This window comes from Corallococcus sp. M7, from assembly GCF_054512695.1.
Window position 1 is genome coordinate 5442982 of record NZ_CM137252.1, and the last position, 16408, is coordinate 5459389.

14 protein-coding genes are annotated in these 16408 nt (G+C 70.7%); 4 read left to right on the plus strand and 10 right to left on the minus strand.

Annotated features, from left to right (window positions below):
• Nucleotides 1–6: 6 nt before the first annotated feature.
• Together ACX114_RS21600 and ACX114_RS21605 are read right to left on the minus strand one after the other, a co-directional pair.
• Nucleotides 7–1152 (minus strand): DUF1015 family protein, encoded by a 1146-nt coding sequence (locus tag ACX114_RS21600; RefSeq protein WP_459287349.1) that lies wholly within the window; start codon nucleotides 1150–1152, stop codon nucleotides 7–9.
• A gap of 67 nt (nucleotides 1153–1219) precedes the next feature.
• Nucleotides 1220–2473, minus strand: a complete 1254-nt coding sequence (locus ACX114_RS21605; RefSeq protein WP_459287351.1) for a hypothetical protein — start codon at nucleotides 2471–2473, stop codon at nucleotides 1220–1222.
• A gap of 95 nt (nucleotides 2474–2568) precedes the next feature.
• Here ACX114_RS21605 and ACX114_RS21610 point away from each other — a divergent pair, with 95 nt between their 5' ends.
• On the plus strand, nucleotides 2569–3981 hold the full coding sequence (locus ACX114_RS21610) for a deoxyribodipyrimidine photo-lyase (RefSeq protein WP_459287353.1): 1413 nt from the start codon (nucleotides 2569–2571) through the stop codon (nucleotides 3979–3981).
• Nucleotides 3982–4085: 104 nt separating this feature from the next.
• Nucleotides 4086–4409 (plus strand): polyhydroxyalkanoic acid system family protein, encoded by a 324-nt coding sequence (locus ACX114_RS21615; RefSeq protein ID WP_459287354.1) that lies wholly within the window; start codon nucleotides 4086–4088, stop codon nucleotides 4407–4409.
• A 28-nt stretch (nucleotides 4410–4437) separates the two neighbouring features.
• On the opposite strand, the gene ACX114_RS21620 is transcribed toward ACX114_RS21615, so the two are convergent.
• The 6 genes from ACX114_RS21620 to ACX114_RS21645 all read right to left on the minus strand — a co-directional run bounded on the left by ACX114_RS21620 (nucleotide 4438) and on the right by ACX114_RS21645 (nucleotide 11796).
• Complete coding sequence (locus ACX114_RS21620) at nucleotides 4438–6222, minus strand: CheR family methyltransferase (RefSeq protein WP_459287356.1); 1785 nt, start codon at nucleotides 6220–6222, stop codon at nucleotides 4438–4440.
• Nucleotides 6216–7217 (minus strand): chemotaxis protein CheB, encoded by a 1002-nt coding sequence (locus ACX114_RS21625; RefSeq protein ID WP_459300231.1) that lies wholly within the window; start codon nucleotides 7215–7217, stop codon nucleotides 6216–6218. Before ACX114_RS21625 ends, ACX114_RS21620 begins: the two co-directional genes overlap by 7 nt.
• Before the next feature lie 37 nt (nucleotides 7218–7254).
• The gene (locus tag ACX114_RS21630; RefSeq protein ID WP_459287358.1) at nucleotides 7255–9579 is read right to left on the minus strand and encodes a hybrid sensor histidine kinase/response regulator; all 2325 of its coding nucleotides are present in this window, start codon (nucleotides 9577–9579) and stop codon (nucleotides 7255–7257) included.
• 62 nt (nucleotides 9580–9641) lie between these two features.
• On the minus strand, nucleotides 9642–10901 hold the full coding sequence (locus tag ACX114_RS21635) for a methyl-accepting chemotaxis protein (RefSeq protein WP_459287360.1): 1260 nt from the start codon (nucleotides 10899–10901) through the stop codon (nucleotides 9642–9644).
• 5 nt (nucleotides 10902–10906) lie between these two features.
• A complete protein-coding gene (locus ACX114_RS21640; protein WP_459287362.1) occupies nucleotides 10907–11317 on the minus strand; it encodes a Frizzy aggregation protein FrzB in 411 nt (136 codons plus the stop codon).
• Nucleotides 11314–11796, minus strand: coding sequence for a chemotaxis protein CheW (locus ACX114_RS21645; RefSeq protein WP_459287364.1), 483 nt, complete (start codon nucleotides 11794–11796; stop codon nucleotides 11314–11316). Before ACX114_RS21645 ends, ACX114_RS21640 begins: the two co-directional genes overlap by 4 nt.
• Before the next feature lie 180 nt (nucleotides 11797–11976).
• Between ACX114_RS21645 and ACX114_RS21650 the strand changes: the two genes are divergently transcribed.
• Nucleotides 11977–12846, plus strand: a complete 870-nt coding sequence (locus ACX114_RS21650) for a response regulator (protein WP_459287366.1) — start codon at nucleotides 11977–11979, stop codon at nucleotides 12844–12846.
• A gap of 12 nt (nucleotides 12847–12858) precedes the next feature.
• On the opposite strand, the gene ACX114_RS21655 is transcribed toward ACX114_RS21650, so the two are convergent.
• Together ACX114_RS21655 and ACX114_RS21660 are read right to left on the minus strand one after the other, a co-directional pair.
• Nucleotides 12859–13563: a hypothetical protein gene (locus ACX114_RS21655; RefSeq protein ID WP_459287368.1), complete on the minus strand. Its 705-nt coding sequence runs from the start codon at nucleotides 13561–13563 to the stop codon at nucleotides 12859–12861.
• A gap of 32 nt (nucleotides 13564–13595) precedes the next feature.
• Entirely contained in the window at nucleotides 13596–14906 is a 1311-nt protein-coding gene (locus ACX114_RS21660) for a radical SAM protein (RefSeq protein WP_459287370.1), read from the minus strand.
• Between the two features lie 181 nt (nucleotides 14907–15087).
• Between ACX114_RS21660 and ald the strand changes: the two genes are divergently transcribed.
• Nucleotides 15088–16215: an alanine dehydrogenase gene (gene ald / locus ACX114_RS21665; protein ID WP_404362210.1), complete on the plus strand. Its 1128-nt coding sequence runs from the start codon at nucleotides 15088–15090 to the stop codon at nucleotides 16213–16215.
• Nucleotides 16216–16408: the final 193 nt, after the last annotated feature.

Below are 16408 nucleotides of genomic sequence, written 5' to 3' on the forward strand. Positions count from 1 at the left end.
GGGCCGTCAGACTTCGGGATCCAGGAAGAGCAACCCCGCCGGCACGCGCGGCTCCACGCTCAGGGTGCGCGGCGGCAGCGTGGCCTGGGCCTCCATCACCGCCCTCACCTCCCACACCGGCGGCGGGTTGAGCGCGAAGCCCGCCTGGAAGGTGCCGGCCTCCACACCGGCCACCAGCGCCTCCAGGCCGTGCACCGGGAAGACTTGAGGATGTCCGGACGCCTCCGGCTCCTGGATGCCCAGCACCGTGCGCAGCACCAGCGCGTTGAGCAGCGCCAGGTCCAGGCTGCGCAGCGTGGGGTTCCGGGGCGCGCCCTTCAGGTGCGCCAGGTCCAGCCCCTGACGGAAGCGCAGGATGCGGCCCCGGCCTCCCGGCAGCACCAGCAGCACGGCGTGCTGTCCGGGCACCAGCGTGGCCAGCCGCTCGCGCGCCGCGGCCAGTCCCTGCGGCGTGGTGAGGGGCGCGTCCAGTTCCGTCACGCGCGCGTACGCGGCCACCAGGGTGAGGAAGGTTTCTTCCTGGAACGTCTCCACGCCCTTGAGGGCACGGTGGATGGGGCACAGCTCCAGGCCCGGCTCGGACAGCGGCACCACCGCGGCCAGCGTCCGGCCCTGCTCGCTCAGGGCCGCCAGGGGCCGCATGGGGGCCTCGTCCAGCACCGCCTGCAGGCGCTTGGACACCGGAGACGGTTCGATGCGCAGGAGCGACACCGGGCTGCCGTCGTACTGCCCCTTCCAGACGGAGATGCCGCGCTCGGCCGCCTCCGCCAGCAGGGCACGCAGGGCGCCGTGGTCATCCGCCACCAGCGTGACGGCGGGCTCCACCTCCCACGCGCGGGGCCGGTACGGGTCCTGCTCCAGTGACGGCACCGCGTCCGGCGTCAGCGCGCACAGCAGGTAGCGCACCGGAGGGCCGGAGAAGGCGCCCGCGGGGCCGTGCAGCTCCACGACGTAGAGGGCGGGACGTGCGTCCTTCAACAGACCGCCCGAGTCGCGCATCCGGCGCAGCTCCGCGCTCGGGTTCGCGGCCTCCAGCAGGGGCCGCACGTGCGTGGGCAGCGGGGCCGCGTTTCCGCGAGGAGGACCGTCCCCGGGCTCCAGCGAGGAGCCCAGCGAGGTCAGGAGGGCCGAGAACGGGAGGACGCGCGCCATACCGGGGAAAGGTGATGCCGCCCCTTCCCCCGCGCCATGACGCCTGCTCGCCCGTCCGCCAGGCCGTCTACCACCAGACGTTCTTGTAGGGCCGGTCCTTGGCGCTGCGCAGGGCGGACCGGTCCACGCTCTCCTCCCACAACAGGCTCACGGTGGTGATGGCGCCCGCGGAGCCCAGGAAGGACAGCACGTAGGGGGTGGACTGGTTGAAGCCGCCCAGCACCAGGCCGGAGATGAGCAGCACCGCCGCGCCCACGCCGCCGCCGAAGAGGTCCGCGCGCAGGATCTGCGACGCCGTGGGGTTGTAGCGCATGGTCGCCAGGGCCAGCACGCCCGCGCCCACGCCCGGGGAGATGAGCAGCATGTCCTTCCACGTCTTGCCGGAGATGGCCGTGCCGGAGAAGTGCACGATGGCGAGGAACAGCGCGCTGTACGCCGCCGCCCAGCCCGCGCCGGACGCCACCAGCAGGCCGTCCGACAGCGGCAATTGACCGCCGCCGATGCCCGCCGTCAGCCACGCGCCCAGCTCCGCGCCCAGGAACGCGGACCAGGTGAGCACGCCCGGGTCCTGGGTGATGAGGTCCATGAAGCCCGCGAGGAACATGCCGCCAATGCCCGAGTTGAGGATGGTGAAGTTCGCCATGGGCGTGTCCACCCAGTTGTTGAACTGCCACCACGCGGAGGCGCCGAAGCCCAGGCCCGCGCCGATGAGGGTGCCCGCGAGCATGGACTCGCGCGAGCTGCGGTCGAAGTTGAACTCCTTGGAGAACGCCTGCGTGAAGAAGCCGCCCAGCGCGCCCAGGGCCGTGTGGTGCAGCACGAAGCGCGTGCTGCCCGGACCGGAGAGGAACGGCCCCCGGCGGCGCTGGCCGTCCAGGAACACGCCGTTGTCCTCGGGCGGCGGGCGGATCCGCGAGGCGGCCGTCGCGGTCTCGTCGCGGATGGACTCCGGGCGCACCTCCCGCGCGCCCTCGGTCAGCGGCGCCTGCGGCTCGGTGCGCAGGCGGTCCGGATCCGGCGGCGCGAGCGGCGCGTCGTCCGCGCGGGGAGGGACTTCATCCGGGTTCGTCTGGGGCGCGGCCTGCGTGGGCGGAGGCATCTGCTCGTAGCCGCCGCTGGAGGGCGACACGGGCTGGGGCTCTTCCGCCTGGGGTTCGGCCTGCGAGGACGGCGCGGGGTACATGCCCGGCGCGGGCGGAGGCGGCGGCTGCGGCGCCGGATAGACGCCCGTGCCACCCGCCTGCGCGAGTGCGAGGCCCGGCAGCATCAGCGCGATCGCGAGGACGGTGACAGGGAGGTTCCAGGTTCGACGGTGTGACACGCGAGGGGCTCCTTGGGTCCGGCCGTCCGGCAGAAAACCACAACCGGTGCGAGCGTGTTGGTTTTCCGCCGCGTGTCGAAGATTCTCGCGCGCCCATGCCTGAAGGCATCTCCTGGTCCGAACTCGGCGTCGACTCCGCCCGCGTGCAGGCGGTGAACGAGGCCCCCTTCCCTCCCGGTCAGCGCGACTTCGTCCTCTACTGGTGCATGGTGAACCATCGGTGGGAGGAGAACCACGCGCTGGACGCCGCCATCGCGCTGGGCAACCACCTGGGCCTGCCCGTCGTCGTCTACCAGGCCATCCGCCCGGACTACCCCTACGCGTCGGAGCGGCTCCACGCATGGGCCCTGGAGGGCATGGCGGACATGGCGAAGGGCTGCGCCGCGCGCGGCCTGCCGTACTGGCTGGAGCTGCCGCGCACGAAGAAGGAGCACAAGCCGAGGCTCGCGAGCCTGGGCCGGCGCGCGGCGGCCGTCGTGTCGGACCTGTTCCCCACGTACATCATCCCGGGCCACCTGAGAGGCGCGGCGAAGGCGCTGCGGGTGCCGCTCATCGCCGTGGACGCCTCCTGCGTGGTGCCCATGCAGCGCATCCCCGCGGCCCAGGTGGGCGCGTACGCGCTGCGCCCCAAGCTGCGCAAGCTGTGGCCGGAGTACCTGGAGCGCACGCTGCCCAAGCGCAAGCCGCGCGTGTCGGGCGCGAAGCTCCAGCCGGACTTCGAGCTGTCCGACGCCGTGAAGGTCCGCGCCGCGCTGGACACGTTCGCGCTGGATCATTCCGTGAAGCCCCTCTCCGAGCGCGGTGGACGCAAGGCGGGCCTCAAGGCCCTGAACGCGTTCCTGCGCGAGCGGCTGGAGGGCTACGACACCGGCCGCAATGATCCGGGCCTGGGCCAGCAGTCCAACCTGTCGCCCTATTTCCACTGGGGAAACCTCTTCCCCGGCGAGGCGGCGCGCGCGGCCATCGCGGCGAAGGGCAAGGACCACCCCGCAGTGCAGTCCTTCGTGGAGGAGCTGCTCGTGCGCCGCGAGCTGGGCTTCAACTACTGCTTCCACACGCCCGGCCCGAAGCAGCTGAGCACGGACTCCCTGCCCGCGTGGGCGCGCGAGACACTGTCACGCCACCGCAAGGATCCGCGCCCGCACCTCTACTCCTTCGAGGAGCTGGATCAGGGCCGCACGCAGGACGCGCTCTGGAACGCGTCCCAGCGCGAGCTGCGGGAGCGCGGGCGGATCCACAACTACCTGCGCATGCTCTGGGGGAAGAAGATCCTGGAGTGGAGCCCCACGCCGGAGGAGGCGCTGGCCCGCATCGCGCGGCTCAACGACACCTACGCGGTGGACGGGCGCGACCCGGCGAGCGTCTCCAACTTCATGTGGGTCCTGGGGCTGCACGACCGGCCCTTCCAGGAGCGCCCGGTGATTGGAAAGGTCCGGCCCATGAGCTCGCTGCGCACCGCGGAGAAGTTCGACCTGGACCCGTACCTGGAGCGCTGGGGCGCCCGGTAGGCAGCCGGTGGACATCCCATTGAAGACGGCGGTTCACTTTCCGGCCCGAGGTCACTAAACCGGATGGACGCACCCGCTTTCGCGGAATGAATCAGGAGTCAGCCATGGGCACGATGAAGTTCGAGGTCCCCCACAACCTTCCTAAGGACGAGGTCAAGAAGCGCGTCGAGCAGCTCCTGCAGTACTGGGGCTCCAAGTACGGCGTGAAGTCCGACTGGCAGGGCGACGAGGGCGCGAAGCTCGTCGGCAAGGTGATGGGCATCAACCTGGACGCCAGCTTCACCATCACGGACAAGGCCATCTCCGGCGAGGGCACCGACCCCGGAATGCTGCTGCGCAACCAGGCCAAGACGTACATCCAGAAGAAGTTCGGCGCGGTGCTGGATCCGTCCAAGAGCCTGGATCAGGTGAAGGGCAACCTGGACTGAAGCCGTCCGCCGGGCTGTGGCTTCTTCTTCAGCCCGGCTGCTGCTCCTCCAGCGCGGCCAGCGCATAGCGGGCCGCGCGGGAGATGGCCTCCGCGGAGTCGAGCATCTCCGGGTAGTGCCCCGCCAACGGGCGCTGCGGGTACTTCAACTGCGCGACGGCGTTGCGGTAGCTGCGCCGGGCCGCCTCGAAGTCCTGCGTGCGCTCCTGCACCTGGGCCAGCAGGTAGTGTCCAATGGCCAGCGTGGGCTCCAGGAACAGGGCCTTGGCCAGCTCGGAGCGCGCCTCCACCAGGCTCCCCGCCTGCATCGCCGCCACCCCGCCAAAGACGCGCGCCTCCACGCACAGCGGCTCGCGCTGGAGCGCCTGACCGAAGGTGTCGCGCGCCTCGTTGATGCGGCCGGTGAGCGAGTACAGGTTGCCCAGCGTCAGGAGCGCGTCCAGGTCGGAGGGCTCGTCCACCAGGAGCCGCTTCACGCCGTCGATGGCGGCGGGAAAGTCACCCTGCGCCATCTTCCGCACGGCCATGTTCAAGCGCTCCGCGGGCGGCAGCAACTGGGGCCATGAGCCGCTGGGGCGCGCGGGCGTCGCTTCCGGCGGGGGCCGCGGCGTGGGCGGCTCCACGCGCACCGCGGCGAAGGAGCCGGTCGTCGCGGTCCGGCGCGGAGGCTCTCCGGGACGGGGCGGATCCAGCTTGATGGCGGGGAACTCGCCGGTGCGGGCCGGTTCCGGGCGGACGGCGGGGAACTCCCCGGTGCGGCGGCCCCCGAGCGCGCCCAGGGAGGGCATCTCCAGGGTGGGCCTGCGCACGGGCGCGTCCGGAGCCCTGGCACCCGCCGCGTCGCTCACGCCTCCCGCGCGCAGCCGGGCCGCGGTCTCCGCGCTGGCCTGCATCCGCTGGCGCAGCTCCACCGCGAAGGACTCCGGGCTGCCCGGCCGGGGTTCCGTCGCCATGGGCGCCAGCGGCGGCGGCGGACGGGGGCGCTCGCCCAGCGGGCGCCGGTACACGAACGCGCCGTCCACTTCGATCATCTCGAAGCGGTCATAGACCTTGAACAGGCTCTCCGAGTACCCCAGGAAGAGCAGCCCGCCCGGACGCAGCGCCGCGAGGAAGCGGTCCATCAGCCCGCGGATGGTGGGCAGGTCGAAGTAGATGATGACGTTGCGGCAGAGGATGAGATCCAACGACGCGGGCGCCACCTTGTCGAACACCGGCGCGGCCAGGTTCTGGCCATCGAAGCGGATGTACTCGCGCAGGATGGGCGACGCCTCGTAGCCGTCCTCCACGGGCCGGAAGAAGCGCTTGAGCCGCTCCGGGCCAATGGCCATCGCGCGGCGTGAGGAGAAGCGCCCCTGCCGCGCGGCCTCCACCGCGGCCAGGTTCAGGTCGGTGGCCCACAGGTCCACCTCCACCGCGAGCGCGCCCAGCTCCGCCATCACCAGCGCCAGGCTGTAGGGCTCTTCTCCGGTGGCGCAGCCCGCGGACCAGATGGACACCTTGCGCATCTCGCGCCGGGCCCGCGCGAGCAGCTCCGGCAGCACGCTCCCCTCCAGCGCGCGGAACTGCTTCGCGTCGCGGAAGAACTCCGTGTGCCCCACCGTCACCAGCGGCAGGAGCGCGCGCAGCTCCTCCTCGCCGCTCGCGCTCATCAGCTTCTGCAGGTACTTCTCCGGGTCGCTCAGCCCCAGCACGGGCATGCGCGTGGACAGGGCGAGCCGCAGGCTGTGATACCCATCCAGGGTGATCTTCAGCCCCGCGCGTTCCAACAGGAGCGCGGACAGCTGTTGGAGCACCTTGTTGCCCACGTTCAGCACGCGTCCACCCATTGCACGAGCGTCGGAGCGATGACGTCCAGCGGCAGCACCTGCTGCGCCGCTCCCAGCAGCACGGCCTCGCGAGGCATGCCGTAGACGACGCACGTGGCCTCGTCCTGCGCGATGGTGCGCCCGCCCCGCTCGCGAATCTCCTTCAGCCCCCTGGCGCCGTCTCGGCCCATGCCCGTCAGGATGACGCCAATGCACCTCTTGCCGAAAGACTCCCCGGCCGAAGTGAGCAGCATGTCACACGAGGGGCGGAAGCCCCGCAGGGCAGGTCCTGTATCCAGTTCCAGACGGCCGTCCGGCTTCACCAGCAGATGTCCTCCCGAAGGGGCGATGTACACCGTGCCCGGCTCCATCCACGCGTCATGCGTCGCCTCGACGACGCGGAGCGCCGTCTCCGTGGACAGCCAGTGCGCCAGGCCTTCCGTGAAGCCCTGGCTGATGTGTTGACAGTAGGCGATGGGCGCGGGGAATCCCCGCGGAATCATCCGCAGCACGGACGCGACGGCCTTCGGCCCGCCCAGCGAGGCAGCCAGCGCGACCAGGGGGAACGGCGCGGTGGGCCCCTCCTGCACCGGCTGCCTGGCCTTGGGCGAGACGGGCGGCGAGCGCACGCCCTTCACCTGCGCCAGCATCACCAGCTTGCGGTTCACCGCGTGCCAGAAGTCCGGCCCCGGCGTCATGGGCCGGTCCATCACGTCCAGCGCGCCCAGGGCCAGCGCCTGGAACGCCTGCTGGCCGGTGAGCACGCCCGGGTGTAGCGCGAGGATGGGCGTGGGGCGCTGGGCCATGATGCGCTCGATGGCGGAGAGCGCCTCCGAGGACGTCAGGTCCACCAGCAGCACGTCCGGGAAGTGGCGGCGCACCACCGCCTCCGCCCCCACGAAGTCCGCCTCCGGTGGACCCACGGCGACCAGGGACTCTCCCTCGAAGAGCCCGCGCACCAGCCCGCGCAGGCCCCGCCCCACCAGGAGTACCCGGAACGCCAGTCCCATCACCGCCGTGCCGCCGCCCACGAGAGGCTCCTCAGGTCAGCCGATCGATGGACTGCGCCAGGATCTCCACCCCCAGCTCGCCCTTCACCAGGTACGCATCCGCGCCCGCATCCAGGCCGCGCCGCTTGTCCTCCGGCGACGCGAGCGACGACAGGATGATGACCGGGATGCGCGCCACGGCGGGCGTGCCCTTCAGCCGCCGCGTGAGGGAGAAGCCGTCCAGCTTCGGCATCTGCACGTCCGTGAGGATGAGGTCGTACGTGTTCGACTGCACCTTCACGTACGCCTCCTCGCCGTCCTGGGCCTCCTCCACGGAGTGGCCCAGCGCCTTGACGAGCGCGCCTTCCGTCGCGCGCGCGATGGGCGAGTCGTCCACCAGCAGCACGCGCAGCCGGCGGCTGGCGGGCGCCTGGGTGACGGGGCGGGCCATGCGGCGCACCTCCGTCATGATGTCCGGCACGTGCAGCAGCACCGCGATGCGCCCGTCCTCCAGCGCCGCCGTGCCCGCGATGAACGGCGCGCCCTTGAGGAACTCGCCTCCACAGGGCTTCACCGCCACCTCGCGCTCGTCCACGAAGCCGTCAACCACCAGCGCGGCGTAGTCGTCGCCGTGGCGCACCACCACCGCGGGAGGCTTGTCGAAGCGGTTGCCGCCGTTGAGGCCCAACAGCGGCCCCAGCGCCACGAGCGCCGTGGGCTTGCCCCGGTGCCGCACCGCCAGCGTCCCGAAGACCTCCATGCGGTCATCCGGCTTGATGCGCATGACGGCCACCACGTCCGCGGCGGGCATGCCGTAGACGTCGTCGCCCAGGCGCACCAGCAGCACCTTCATGAGGGCCAGCGACTGAGGCAGGCGCAGCGTGATGGTGGTGCCGCGGCCCTGGCGGCTCTGCACGCCCACGGACCCGCCCAGCGTCTCCACCTTGCGCTTCACCACGTCCATGCCCACGCCGCGGCCGGACAGCTCGCTGACCTGCTCGCGCGTGGAGAAACCCGGGCGGAAGATGAGCTCGATGGCCTCGCGCTCCGACAGCGCGGCGGCCTGCACCGGCGACAAGAGGCGCTTGTTGATGGCCACCTGCTTGAGCCGCTCGGTGTCCATGCCGCGGCCGTCGTCCTCCACCTCGATGTGGAGCATGTCGCCGTCCACGCGCACGCGGATGCGGATGCGGCCCGTGGCGGGCTTGCCCATCTGCTGGCGGAAGTCCGGAGACTCCAGGCCGTGGTCCACCGCGTTGCGCAAGAGGTGCACCAGCGCGTCGCGCACGTCGGCCAGCATGGACCTGTCCACGCCGATGTCGGCGTTCTCGATGATCAGGTCCACTTCCTTGTTCTGCGTCTTCGCGATGTCGCGCACCGCGCGAGGGAACGCGTCGAACACGGTGGACAGCGGCACCAGGCGCGCCTCGGCCACGTGGTCCGCCAGCTGGGCCAGGTTGCCGTGCAGCGTGTTGATGCCGTCCCCGTTGCGGCGCACGAAGCGGAACGCGTCGTCGCGCAGCATGTGCAGGTCCGCCTCCGCGCGCTCCAGTTCCTTGCGGATGTCATCCGGGACGTCCACGTCCTCGGAGATGCGCAGGAAGCGGTCGCCCAGGCGGCTGAAGCGCTCGAAGAGCTGCGCCGTCTCCGTGCTGCGAAGCCGGCCGCGGGCGCTCTCCACCAGCAGGTCGCCGGCGAGCAGGCCCAGCGAGTCCAGCACCTCCACGTTCACGCGGATGCTGCGGTCCGCGATGGTGTTGCTCTTCGCGGCGCTGGGCGCTTCCTCCTCCTTCGCGGCCGGCGGAGGCGGCGCGGCCACGGCGACGGGCTCCGCCACGCGGGGCGGGGCCTGCACGGACACCGGAGCCTGGGCCACCGGAGCCTGGGCCACGGGCGCGGCGACAGGTGGGGCCACGGGCGCCTGCACCGCGGGCTTGGGCGGAGGCTGCGCGGAGGCGGCGGGCTTGCGCACCGGGCCCAGGGCGGGCACGGGGTGGCCGGACACCTCCGACAGCGCCTTCACCATCTCCTCGGTGGCGGACGTGCCGGTGTGGGCCGCGTCCAGATCCTCGATGAGGTCCGACAGCACGTCGCAGGCACGGAGCATCACGTCCGTGGCCGTCTCGGTGGCCGTCTTGCCTTCGCGCTCGGCGCGCAGGACGTCCTCGGCGGCGTGCGCCAACTGACCGATGGCGGCCAGGCCCAGCATGCGGGCCTCGCCCTTCATCGTGTGCAGCTCGCGCGCGACGTCCTCCGCGGCCTGCTCCGCGGTCTCCTTCTCCAGGTCGATGACTCCCAGCTGGATCTTCTGGAGTCGGTCGGCCGTGACCTCCTGGAACTTCTTCAGGAGGGATTTCTTGAGGGCCTCGGTGTCCATGGGTCGCGGGCGTCAGGGCGCTGTGCACGCCCCTCGACCCATTTCTCCCCTCAGGAGAACGCCTAGTCGGCCTTGAACCGCTTGATGAGCTCCGCGAGCCGGCCCGCGAGCTGGGTGAGCTCGGCGGCCGCCCCGGTGGCCTGCTTGGACGCCTGCGTCGTCTGGCGCGTCACGTCCTCGATCTCCGCCATGGACGCCACCACCTGCTCGGTGGCCGTGCGCTGCTGCTGGGTCGCCAGGTTGATGACCCGGGCCGCGTCGCTCGTCTCCTGCACGCCGGCGAGGATGCCCTCCACCGCCTGCGCCGCCACCGCGCCCAGCTTCTCGCCGGACTCCGTGGCGTGCTTGGACGCGTCCGCGGCGCCCGCGGCGGCCTGCGTGGCCTCGCGGATCTCGGTGATCAGGTTCTTGATCTCCTTGGTGGACTCCAGGACGTTCTCCGCCAGGCGGCGCATCTCCGCCGCGACGATGGAGAAGCCCTTGCCCGCCTCACCCGCGCGGCTGCCTTCCAGCGCCGCGTTGAGCGCCAAGAGGTCGGAGCGGTCCGCGATCTCGTCAATCACTTCCACCACCGTGCCAATGCGCTCCACGCGCTTGGACAGCTTGGAGATGGAGTCCGCCACCGCGACGCCGTCGCTGCGGATCTGCTGCATGGCCTGGATGAACTCGCCAATGGCGCCACGGCCCGCGCGGGCCGCGCCCAGCGTCTCTTCCGCCACGCGCGCCACGCTGCCCGCGTTCTCCGCGATCTGCGCGGAGGCGTGCTTCAGCTCCTCCATGGTCGCGGTCGTCTCGTGGATGGCCGCGGCCTGCTCGGTGGAGGACGTCTCGTGCTGCGTGGACGCCGCCAGCACCTGGTTGGCGGAGGACGACAGCCGCAGCGCGGCCTCGTTGATCTCCCGCACGAAGATGCGCAGCGTCTCGATGACCTTGCCGAAGCCCTCGAGGAGGGGCCCGAGCTGGGGGTCCTCGGTGGACGTGTTCCAGCGCGACAGGTCGCCCTCACGCACCAGGATGATGAGCGAGTCGAGCGCCTGATCGATCTCCTGGGCCGCCACCTGCTTGCGGTGCTCGGCGGAGGAGAACTGCTCCAGCACCTGGTTGAGCAGGTGGCCAAAGCCGCTGGCATCCGCCTGCACGCGGTCCTGCGGGACGCGCGCGTTCAGGTTGCCGGACAGCACCGCCATCAGCGTGTCGGTGAAGGGCTTGAGCGGATCCGTCACCGTGTTGGCGATGACGGACTCCGTGCCGGCCTTCACGCCCGGGGACTTCCTCGCGCCGCGGGACTTCGCGGGCTTCTCGTTGGGGCTCTCCAGGGACATGTGTGTCAGTGCCTTCCTTGCGTCTTCAAGGTTTCCGCCAAATCAATGAGCAACACGGGACGGCCCGCCTCTTCATCCAGGTCGAGGCAGACGCCCACCGCATACGAAGCCGCCGCGGCGGCGGCCGGCATGCGGCGCAGCCCGGCGAGCGGGATGGAGCGCACCCCGTTGACGGCGTCCACCTTCAGGTGGCCCTCGCCCTCGGGGGTGTCGAACACGAGCGCGCGGTGGCCCTTGTGGGGCAGCCCCAGGTCGCGCACGGTCAGGTCGTCCGGGAGCGCCCGGTCGATGCGCAGCACGGACGACGCGTCCGTGCCGTACTCCGAATCACCAATCTGGAAGAAGAGGACGTCCACCTCTCCCACGACCCGTTCCTGCTCGGGGACTTCCTCATCCAGCAGGACGTTGCCGCTCATCGCACCACCGCGCGCTGACGGGCCGTCTGCAGGAGCTTGGAGAAGTTGAGCAGGTTGAGGCCATCCGCCGGCCCCGAGCCCTGCACCACGCCCAGGAGGTGCTCTGCGGCCTGATCACCGCCCAAAGGCGGCGGCAGGATGTCCGCCACGGGGATGCGGCGCAGGCCGAGCACGGTGTCCGCGACCACGCCGGACACGTAGCTGCCGCTGACGCCCACGAAGATGCGGGTGCGCGGACCGATGCGCGCCTCGCCCTTGCTGAGGAAGCGCAGGAGGTCCACCACGGGAAGCACCTGGCCTCGGTGGCCGGTGACGCCCAGGATGAAGGACGGCGTGCGCGGCAGCGGCGTGAGCAGCCCGGCGCGCAGCACCTCGAGCACGTTCTCACTGGGGACGCCGAAGCGCAGCTCGCCCACGCGGAAGCAGAAGAATTCCTGCTCCGGCCGGACCTGGGCGGCCACCGTACGGTCTGGCGCCATGCGCAAGGCGCGTTGGAGGGGGGAGGAGTTCGGGGTCAAGGCAGCGAAGTATCCAAGACCGGGAGAAAGGGGGTCAAGGGTCCATCGTCCAATGCCGGACCGGCCGCCTGCTCTCCGTTTCGATGGTCCATCGTGACCCAAAGGTGTAGGGTTGTGCGCTGGAAGCCCTTGAGGAGGACGATGTCCCGCGTACTGGTCATTGACGACAGCCCGATGCTTCTGGAGCTCACCGTCCGGGCCCTGACGGCCGCCGGCTACGAGGCCATTGGCGCGCCGGACCTGGCTACGCTCAACCAGAAGCTCACCGAGGGCCCGTTCGCGCTCATCCTCATGGACGTGAACATGCCGGAGATGTTCGGCGACGATGTCGTCGAGTACCTCCGCACACAGAAGGGCGTCACCTCCAAGCTCGTCCTCTACTCGGACATCTCCGAGCAGGAGCTGGAGGCGAAGGTGAAGAACTCCGGCGCGGACGGCTACATCCTCAAGAGCGGAGGCCTGGAGGGCGTGCTGGGGGGCGTCATGGGCATGATCGGCGCCCCGGCGCTGAACATCCCCGTCCCCTCCCCTGCCCCGGCCGCCGCGCCCGCCGCCCCTGCTCCCGCCGCGGCTCCGGCCGCACCCGCCACGGGTTCCGGCGGACTCCCCAAGGCCCCGGTGGCCGCCGGGGGGCGCAAGCCGCGCATCCTCATCGTGGATGACAGTGAGATGACCGCGCGGATCATCGAAGCGGATCTGGTCTCCAAGGGCTTCGAGGTCCACGTCGCGGACACCGCGGACAAGGCCACGAAGATCATCCTGAAGAAGCAGACGCGCCCGGACCTGGTGCTCCTGGACGTGCGCATGCCCAACGTGAACGGCGAACAGTTCTGCCGCTTCATCAAGAGCAACAGCCTCTTCAAGGGCATCAAGGTGCTGCTGTGCTCCGGCGAGAACGTCGAGGAGCTCCAGCGCATCTGCCGCGAGGCCGGCGCCGACGGCTACATCCCCAAGGACGCCGTGATGGGCAACCTCGTCGCCAAGGAGCTGATGCCCCCTGGCGCCGAGTAGTCCCCGCGCGCTTCAGGGCTTCGCCGCCGCCTCGGGCGTCACGGATGCGTCGGGCGCCGCCGCGGCCTCCGGGGCCGGGCAGCTCGTCTTGGCGGCCCGCTCCTGCAACTGCTCCTGGACCTCCGCGGACTTCGCCTCGGAGGGCTTCGCGTTCTCCACGAAGCGCTGGTACGCGGCGAGCGCCTCGCAGGGCTTGCCCAGCGCGTCGTAGGTCTTCACCAGCGAGTTGAGGATGGGACGCTGGCCGGGCTGAAGGTCGAAGGCCTTCTGCAGCTCCGTCGCGGTCTCCTCGGTGCGCCCCAGCGCCTCCAATGAGAGGCCGCGCCACACGTGGTAGCTCGCGTTGTCCGGCTGCGCCGTCACCAGCGCGGTGGCGGCCTTCAGCGCCAGCTCCTTCTCCCCGGCGCGCGCGTTGGCCGTGTACGCCAGCTGGAGCAGGACGATGTTGGGGCCGCACTTCTCACCGAACGTGTCCGTCACGCGGGTGAGGCCCTTCATGTCGCCGGTGTCCAGCAGCAGCTGCGCCAGCTGCTGCGCCTTCGCCTTGTCGCACGGCGTCTCCGCCAGCTCCTCGCGCAGCTTGCGCACGAGCGGCTTCTTCAGGCCGTGGTCGAACTCCGGCTCCTCGGGCGCCTTGCTGCACGCACCGAGGACGGCACCGGAGGAGAGACAGAAGACGGCGAGGCGGAACGCGGAACGGAAGGAGGAAGCGGACATGCCGTCCTGCGTAACCCTTCCCTCCCGGACGGTCAAACCTCCGGTGAGCCCGCGGCGTTCTCCCGCTCGTCCAGGCCGCGCGCGAAGTTGCCGATGATCAGCCCCGGCCGCGCCGCCTTCAGCCGCTGGAGCAGCGTGCGGATGCCCACCGGCTCGCCGCCCGCGCCCACGCCGCGCGCGACCTCCAGGTACTGGAGCGGATCAATGCACAGCGAGCGCGTCTGCACCTGATCCACGCGGTACTTGCGCACCAGGTTCTCCAGCGCCCGCACCTCGCCCTCGCGGTCGGTGACGCCGGGGAACAGGAGCAGGTTGAGCGCCAGGTATGCGCCCCGCTCGCGCGCCAGCGCGATGGACGCCTCCACGTCCTCCCAGCCGTACTTCACCGGCTTGTAGTAGGCCTCGTAGAGCCCCTTGGACGCGGAGTTGAGCGACACGCGCACGGCGTCCAGCCCCGCGTCCAGCAGGGCCTTGAGCCCGTGCGTGAGGCTGGCGTTGGTGTTGATGTTGATGGAGCCCTTGTCCGTCTTCGCGCGCATCAGGCGGATGGACTCCGCGATGAACTTCCAGCGCGTCAGCGGCTCGCCCTCACAGCCCTGGCCAAAGCTCACCATGGTGCGGCCCGGCGCGTGCTCCAGGTGGTACAGGCCGATGGCCGCCATCTCCTCCGCGGAGGGGCCGTCATCCATGCGCTCGTGCGAGGCCGGCGGGCCGTCCGCGGGCTGATCCGAGATGCAGCCCACGCAGCGCGCGTTGCACATCACCGACGCGGGGATGGCGCCCTCGTCGCGCGCGTAGAAGATGTTCTGCGACGTGAAGCACCGGTACAGCAGCGCGCACGTCTTCAACTGCTTGAGCACGCGGCTGTCCGGGAAGCGCGCCATGTGCGCCGTCACCAGGCCCTTGAGCTCCGGCGTGGAGTACGCCTCCGGCTCCCAGTGCGAACGCCGGTCCGTGTGGATGGCCCACGCGAGCGGCCCCTTCTCTCCCCACGCCGCCGCCGTGTACGCCCACTGCGGCAGCACCGGCCCGCTGCCCTTCACCTCTCCGGGAAGGAACGTGCGCGTATAGCCGGGAGGCAGCAGCGCGCCTACGGCATTGGGCACGAAGGTCTTTCCGCCCACCTTCATCTCGCGCACCAGCTCCAGCTCACCGGAGTCCGGGTTGAGCCCCACGGGCAGGCGGCCAGGCAGGTGCACCAGGCGCCCGGCCGCTGGCAGGGCGATGGGCTTGTCCTGCGGGGGCACCAGCTCCTCGCCGCTGCGCAGGGTGGCGATGAGGTAGGGATGCTCCATGACCCGGCCCTTGGGGTCCGCGAAGAGCAGTTTCGGCGCGTGCGTCATGCGCTGTTAACTAACACGGGTGGGCCGCCCTGCGTCCAACGCCTCGCGTCATGTGGATGGATGAATGAGGCCCATCACGGCAGACCCGTTTCCACGCCAGAGCGCGCCTTGAAAGCGCTCATGCCCTGGTCTATGGGTCCGCCACGTTTTCCAGGCAGTCCCCCATTCGTCGGAGGCAGTCGTGATCGTCGGAGTCCCCAAGGAGATCAAAACCCGCGAGTACCGTGTCGGCATGGTGCCTGCGGGCGTGCGCGCGCTCACCATGGCGGGGCACACGGTGCTGGTCGAGACGAACGCTGGCGTCGGCTCCGGCATCCCGGATTCGGAGTACCAGCGCGTCGGCGCGCAGATCATCACCAGCGCGGATGAGGTGTGGAAGCGCGCGGAGATGATCGTGAAGGTGAAGGAGCCCATCGCGCCGGAGTACGAGCGCATGCAGCCCGGGCAGATCGTCTACACGTACTTCCACCTGGCCGGCGTGGACCCGGAGCTCACCAAGACGCTCATCAAGAAGAAGGTGACCGCGGTCGCCTACGAGACCCTCCAGCTGGACGACGGCAGCCTCCCGCTGCTCAAGCCCATGTCCGAGGTGGCCGGCAAGATGGCCATCCAGGTCGGCGCCGCGTGCCTGGAGAAGGCCCACGGTGGCAAGGGCATCCTGCTGGGCGGCGTGCCCGGCGTGCGCCGCGGCCGCGTGGCCGTCATCGGTGGTGGCGTGGTGGGCCTGTGCGCCGCCAAGGTCGCCGTCGGCATGGGCGCGGAAGTGACCATCCTGGACGTGAACCTGGAGCGCCTCACCTACCTGGACGACGTGTTCCTCGGCCGCGCGCAGACGCTGGCGTCGGACACGGAGTCCATCGCGCGCACCGTGCGCGAGTCGGACCTCGTCATCGGCGGCGTGCTCATCCCCGGCGGCAAGGCCCCGAAGCTGGTGTCGCGCGAGCTGATTGGTGAGATGGAGCCCGGCTCCGTCGTCGTCGACGTCGCGGTGGACCAGGGCGGCTGCATCGAGACCTGCAAGCCCACCACGCACGACAACCCCACCTTCACCGTGAGCGACGTCGTCCACTACTGCGTGGCGAACATGCCCGGCGCGGTGCCCCAGACGTCCACCTTCGCGCTCACCAACACCACCCGCCCCTACTCGCGGAAGATCGCGGACCTGGGCCTGGTGGAGGCCGTGAAGTCCGACCGCGCCCTCCAGCGCGCCATCAACACCTACAACGGCCACATCACCTACGAGGCCGTCGCCAAGGACATGGGGTACGACTACGTGCCCCTGATGGACGCACTCAGCGGCAAGAAGTGAGCTGAAGGCAGCTTGCCCCACAGCCGGCCAGCCACGTGCTGGCCGGTTGTCCGGTCGGCCTCGGGGGACGGGTGTGGTGTCCGGTTCCCACCCTGAGGAATAAATGATCCTGCCGGGCGTCTCCGCACTCCAGAAGCGGGCATGCGGGCGGCGTGGCAGGGGAAAGCGTTGTTGACCCGTCTGTTCCGGTGCA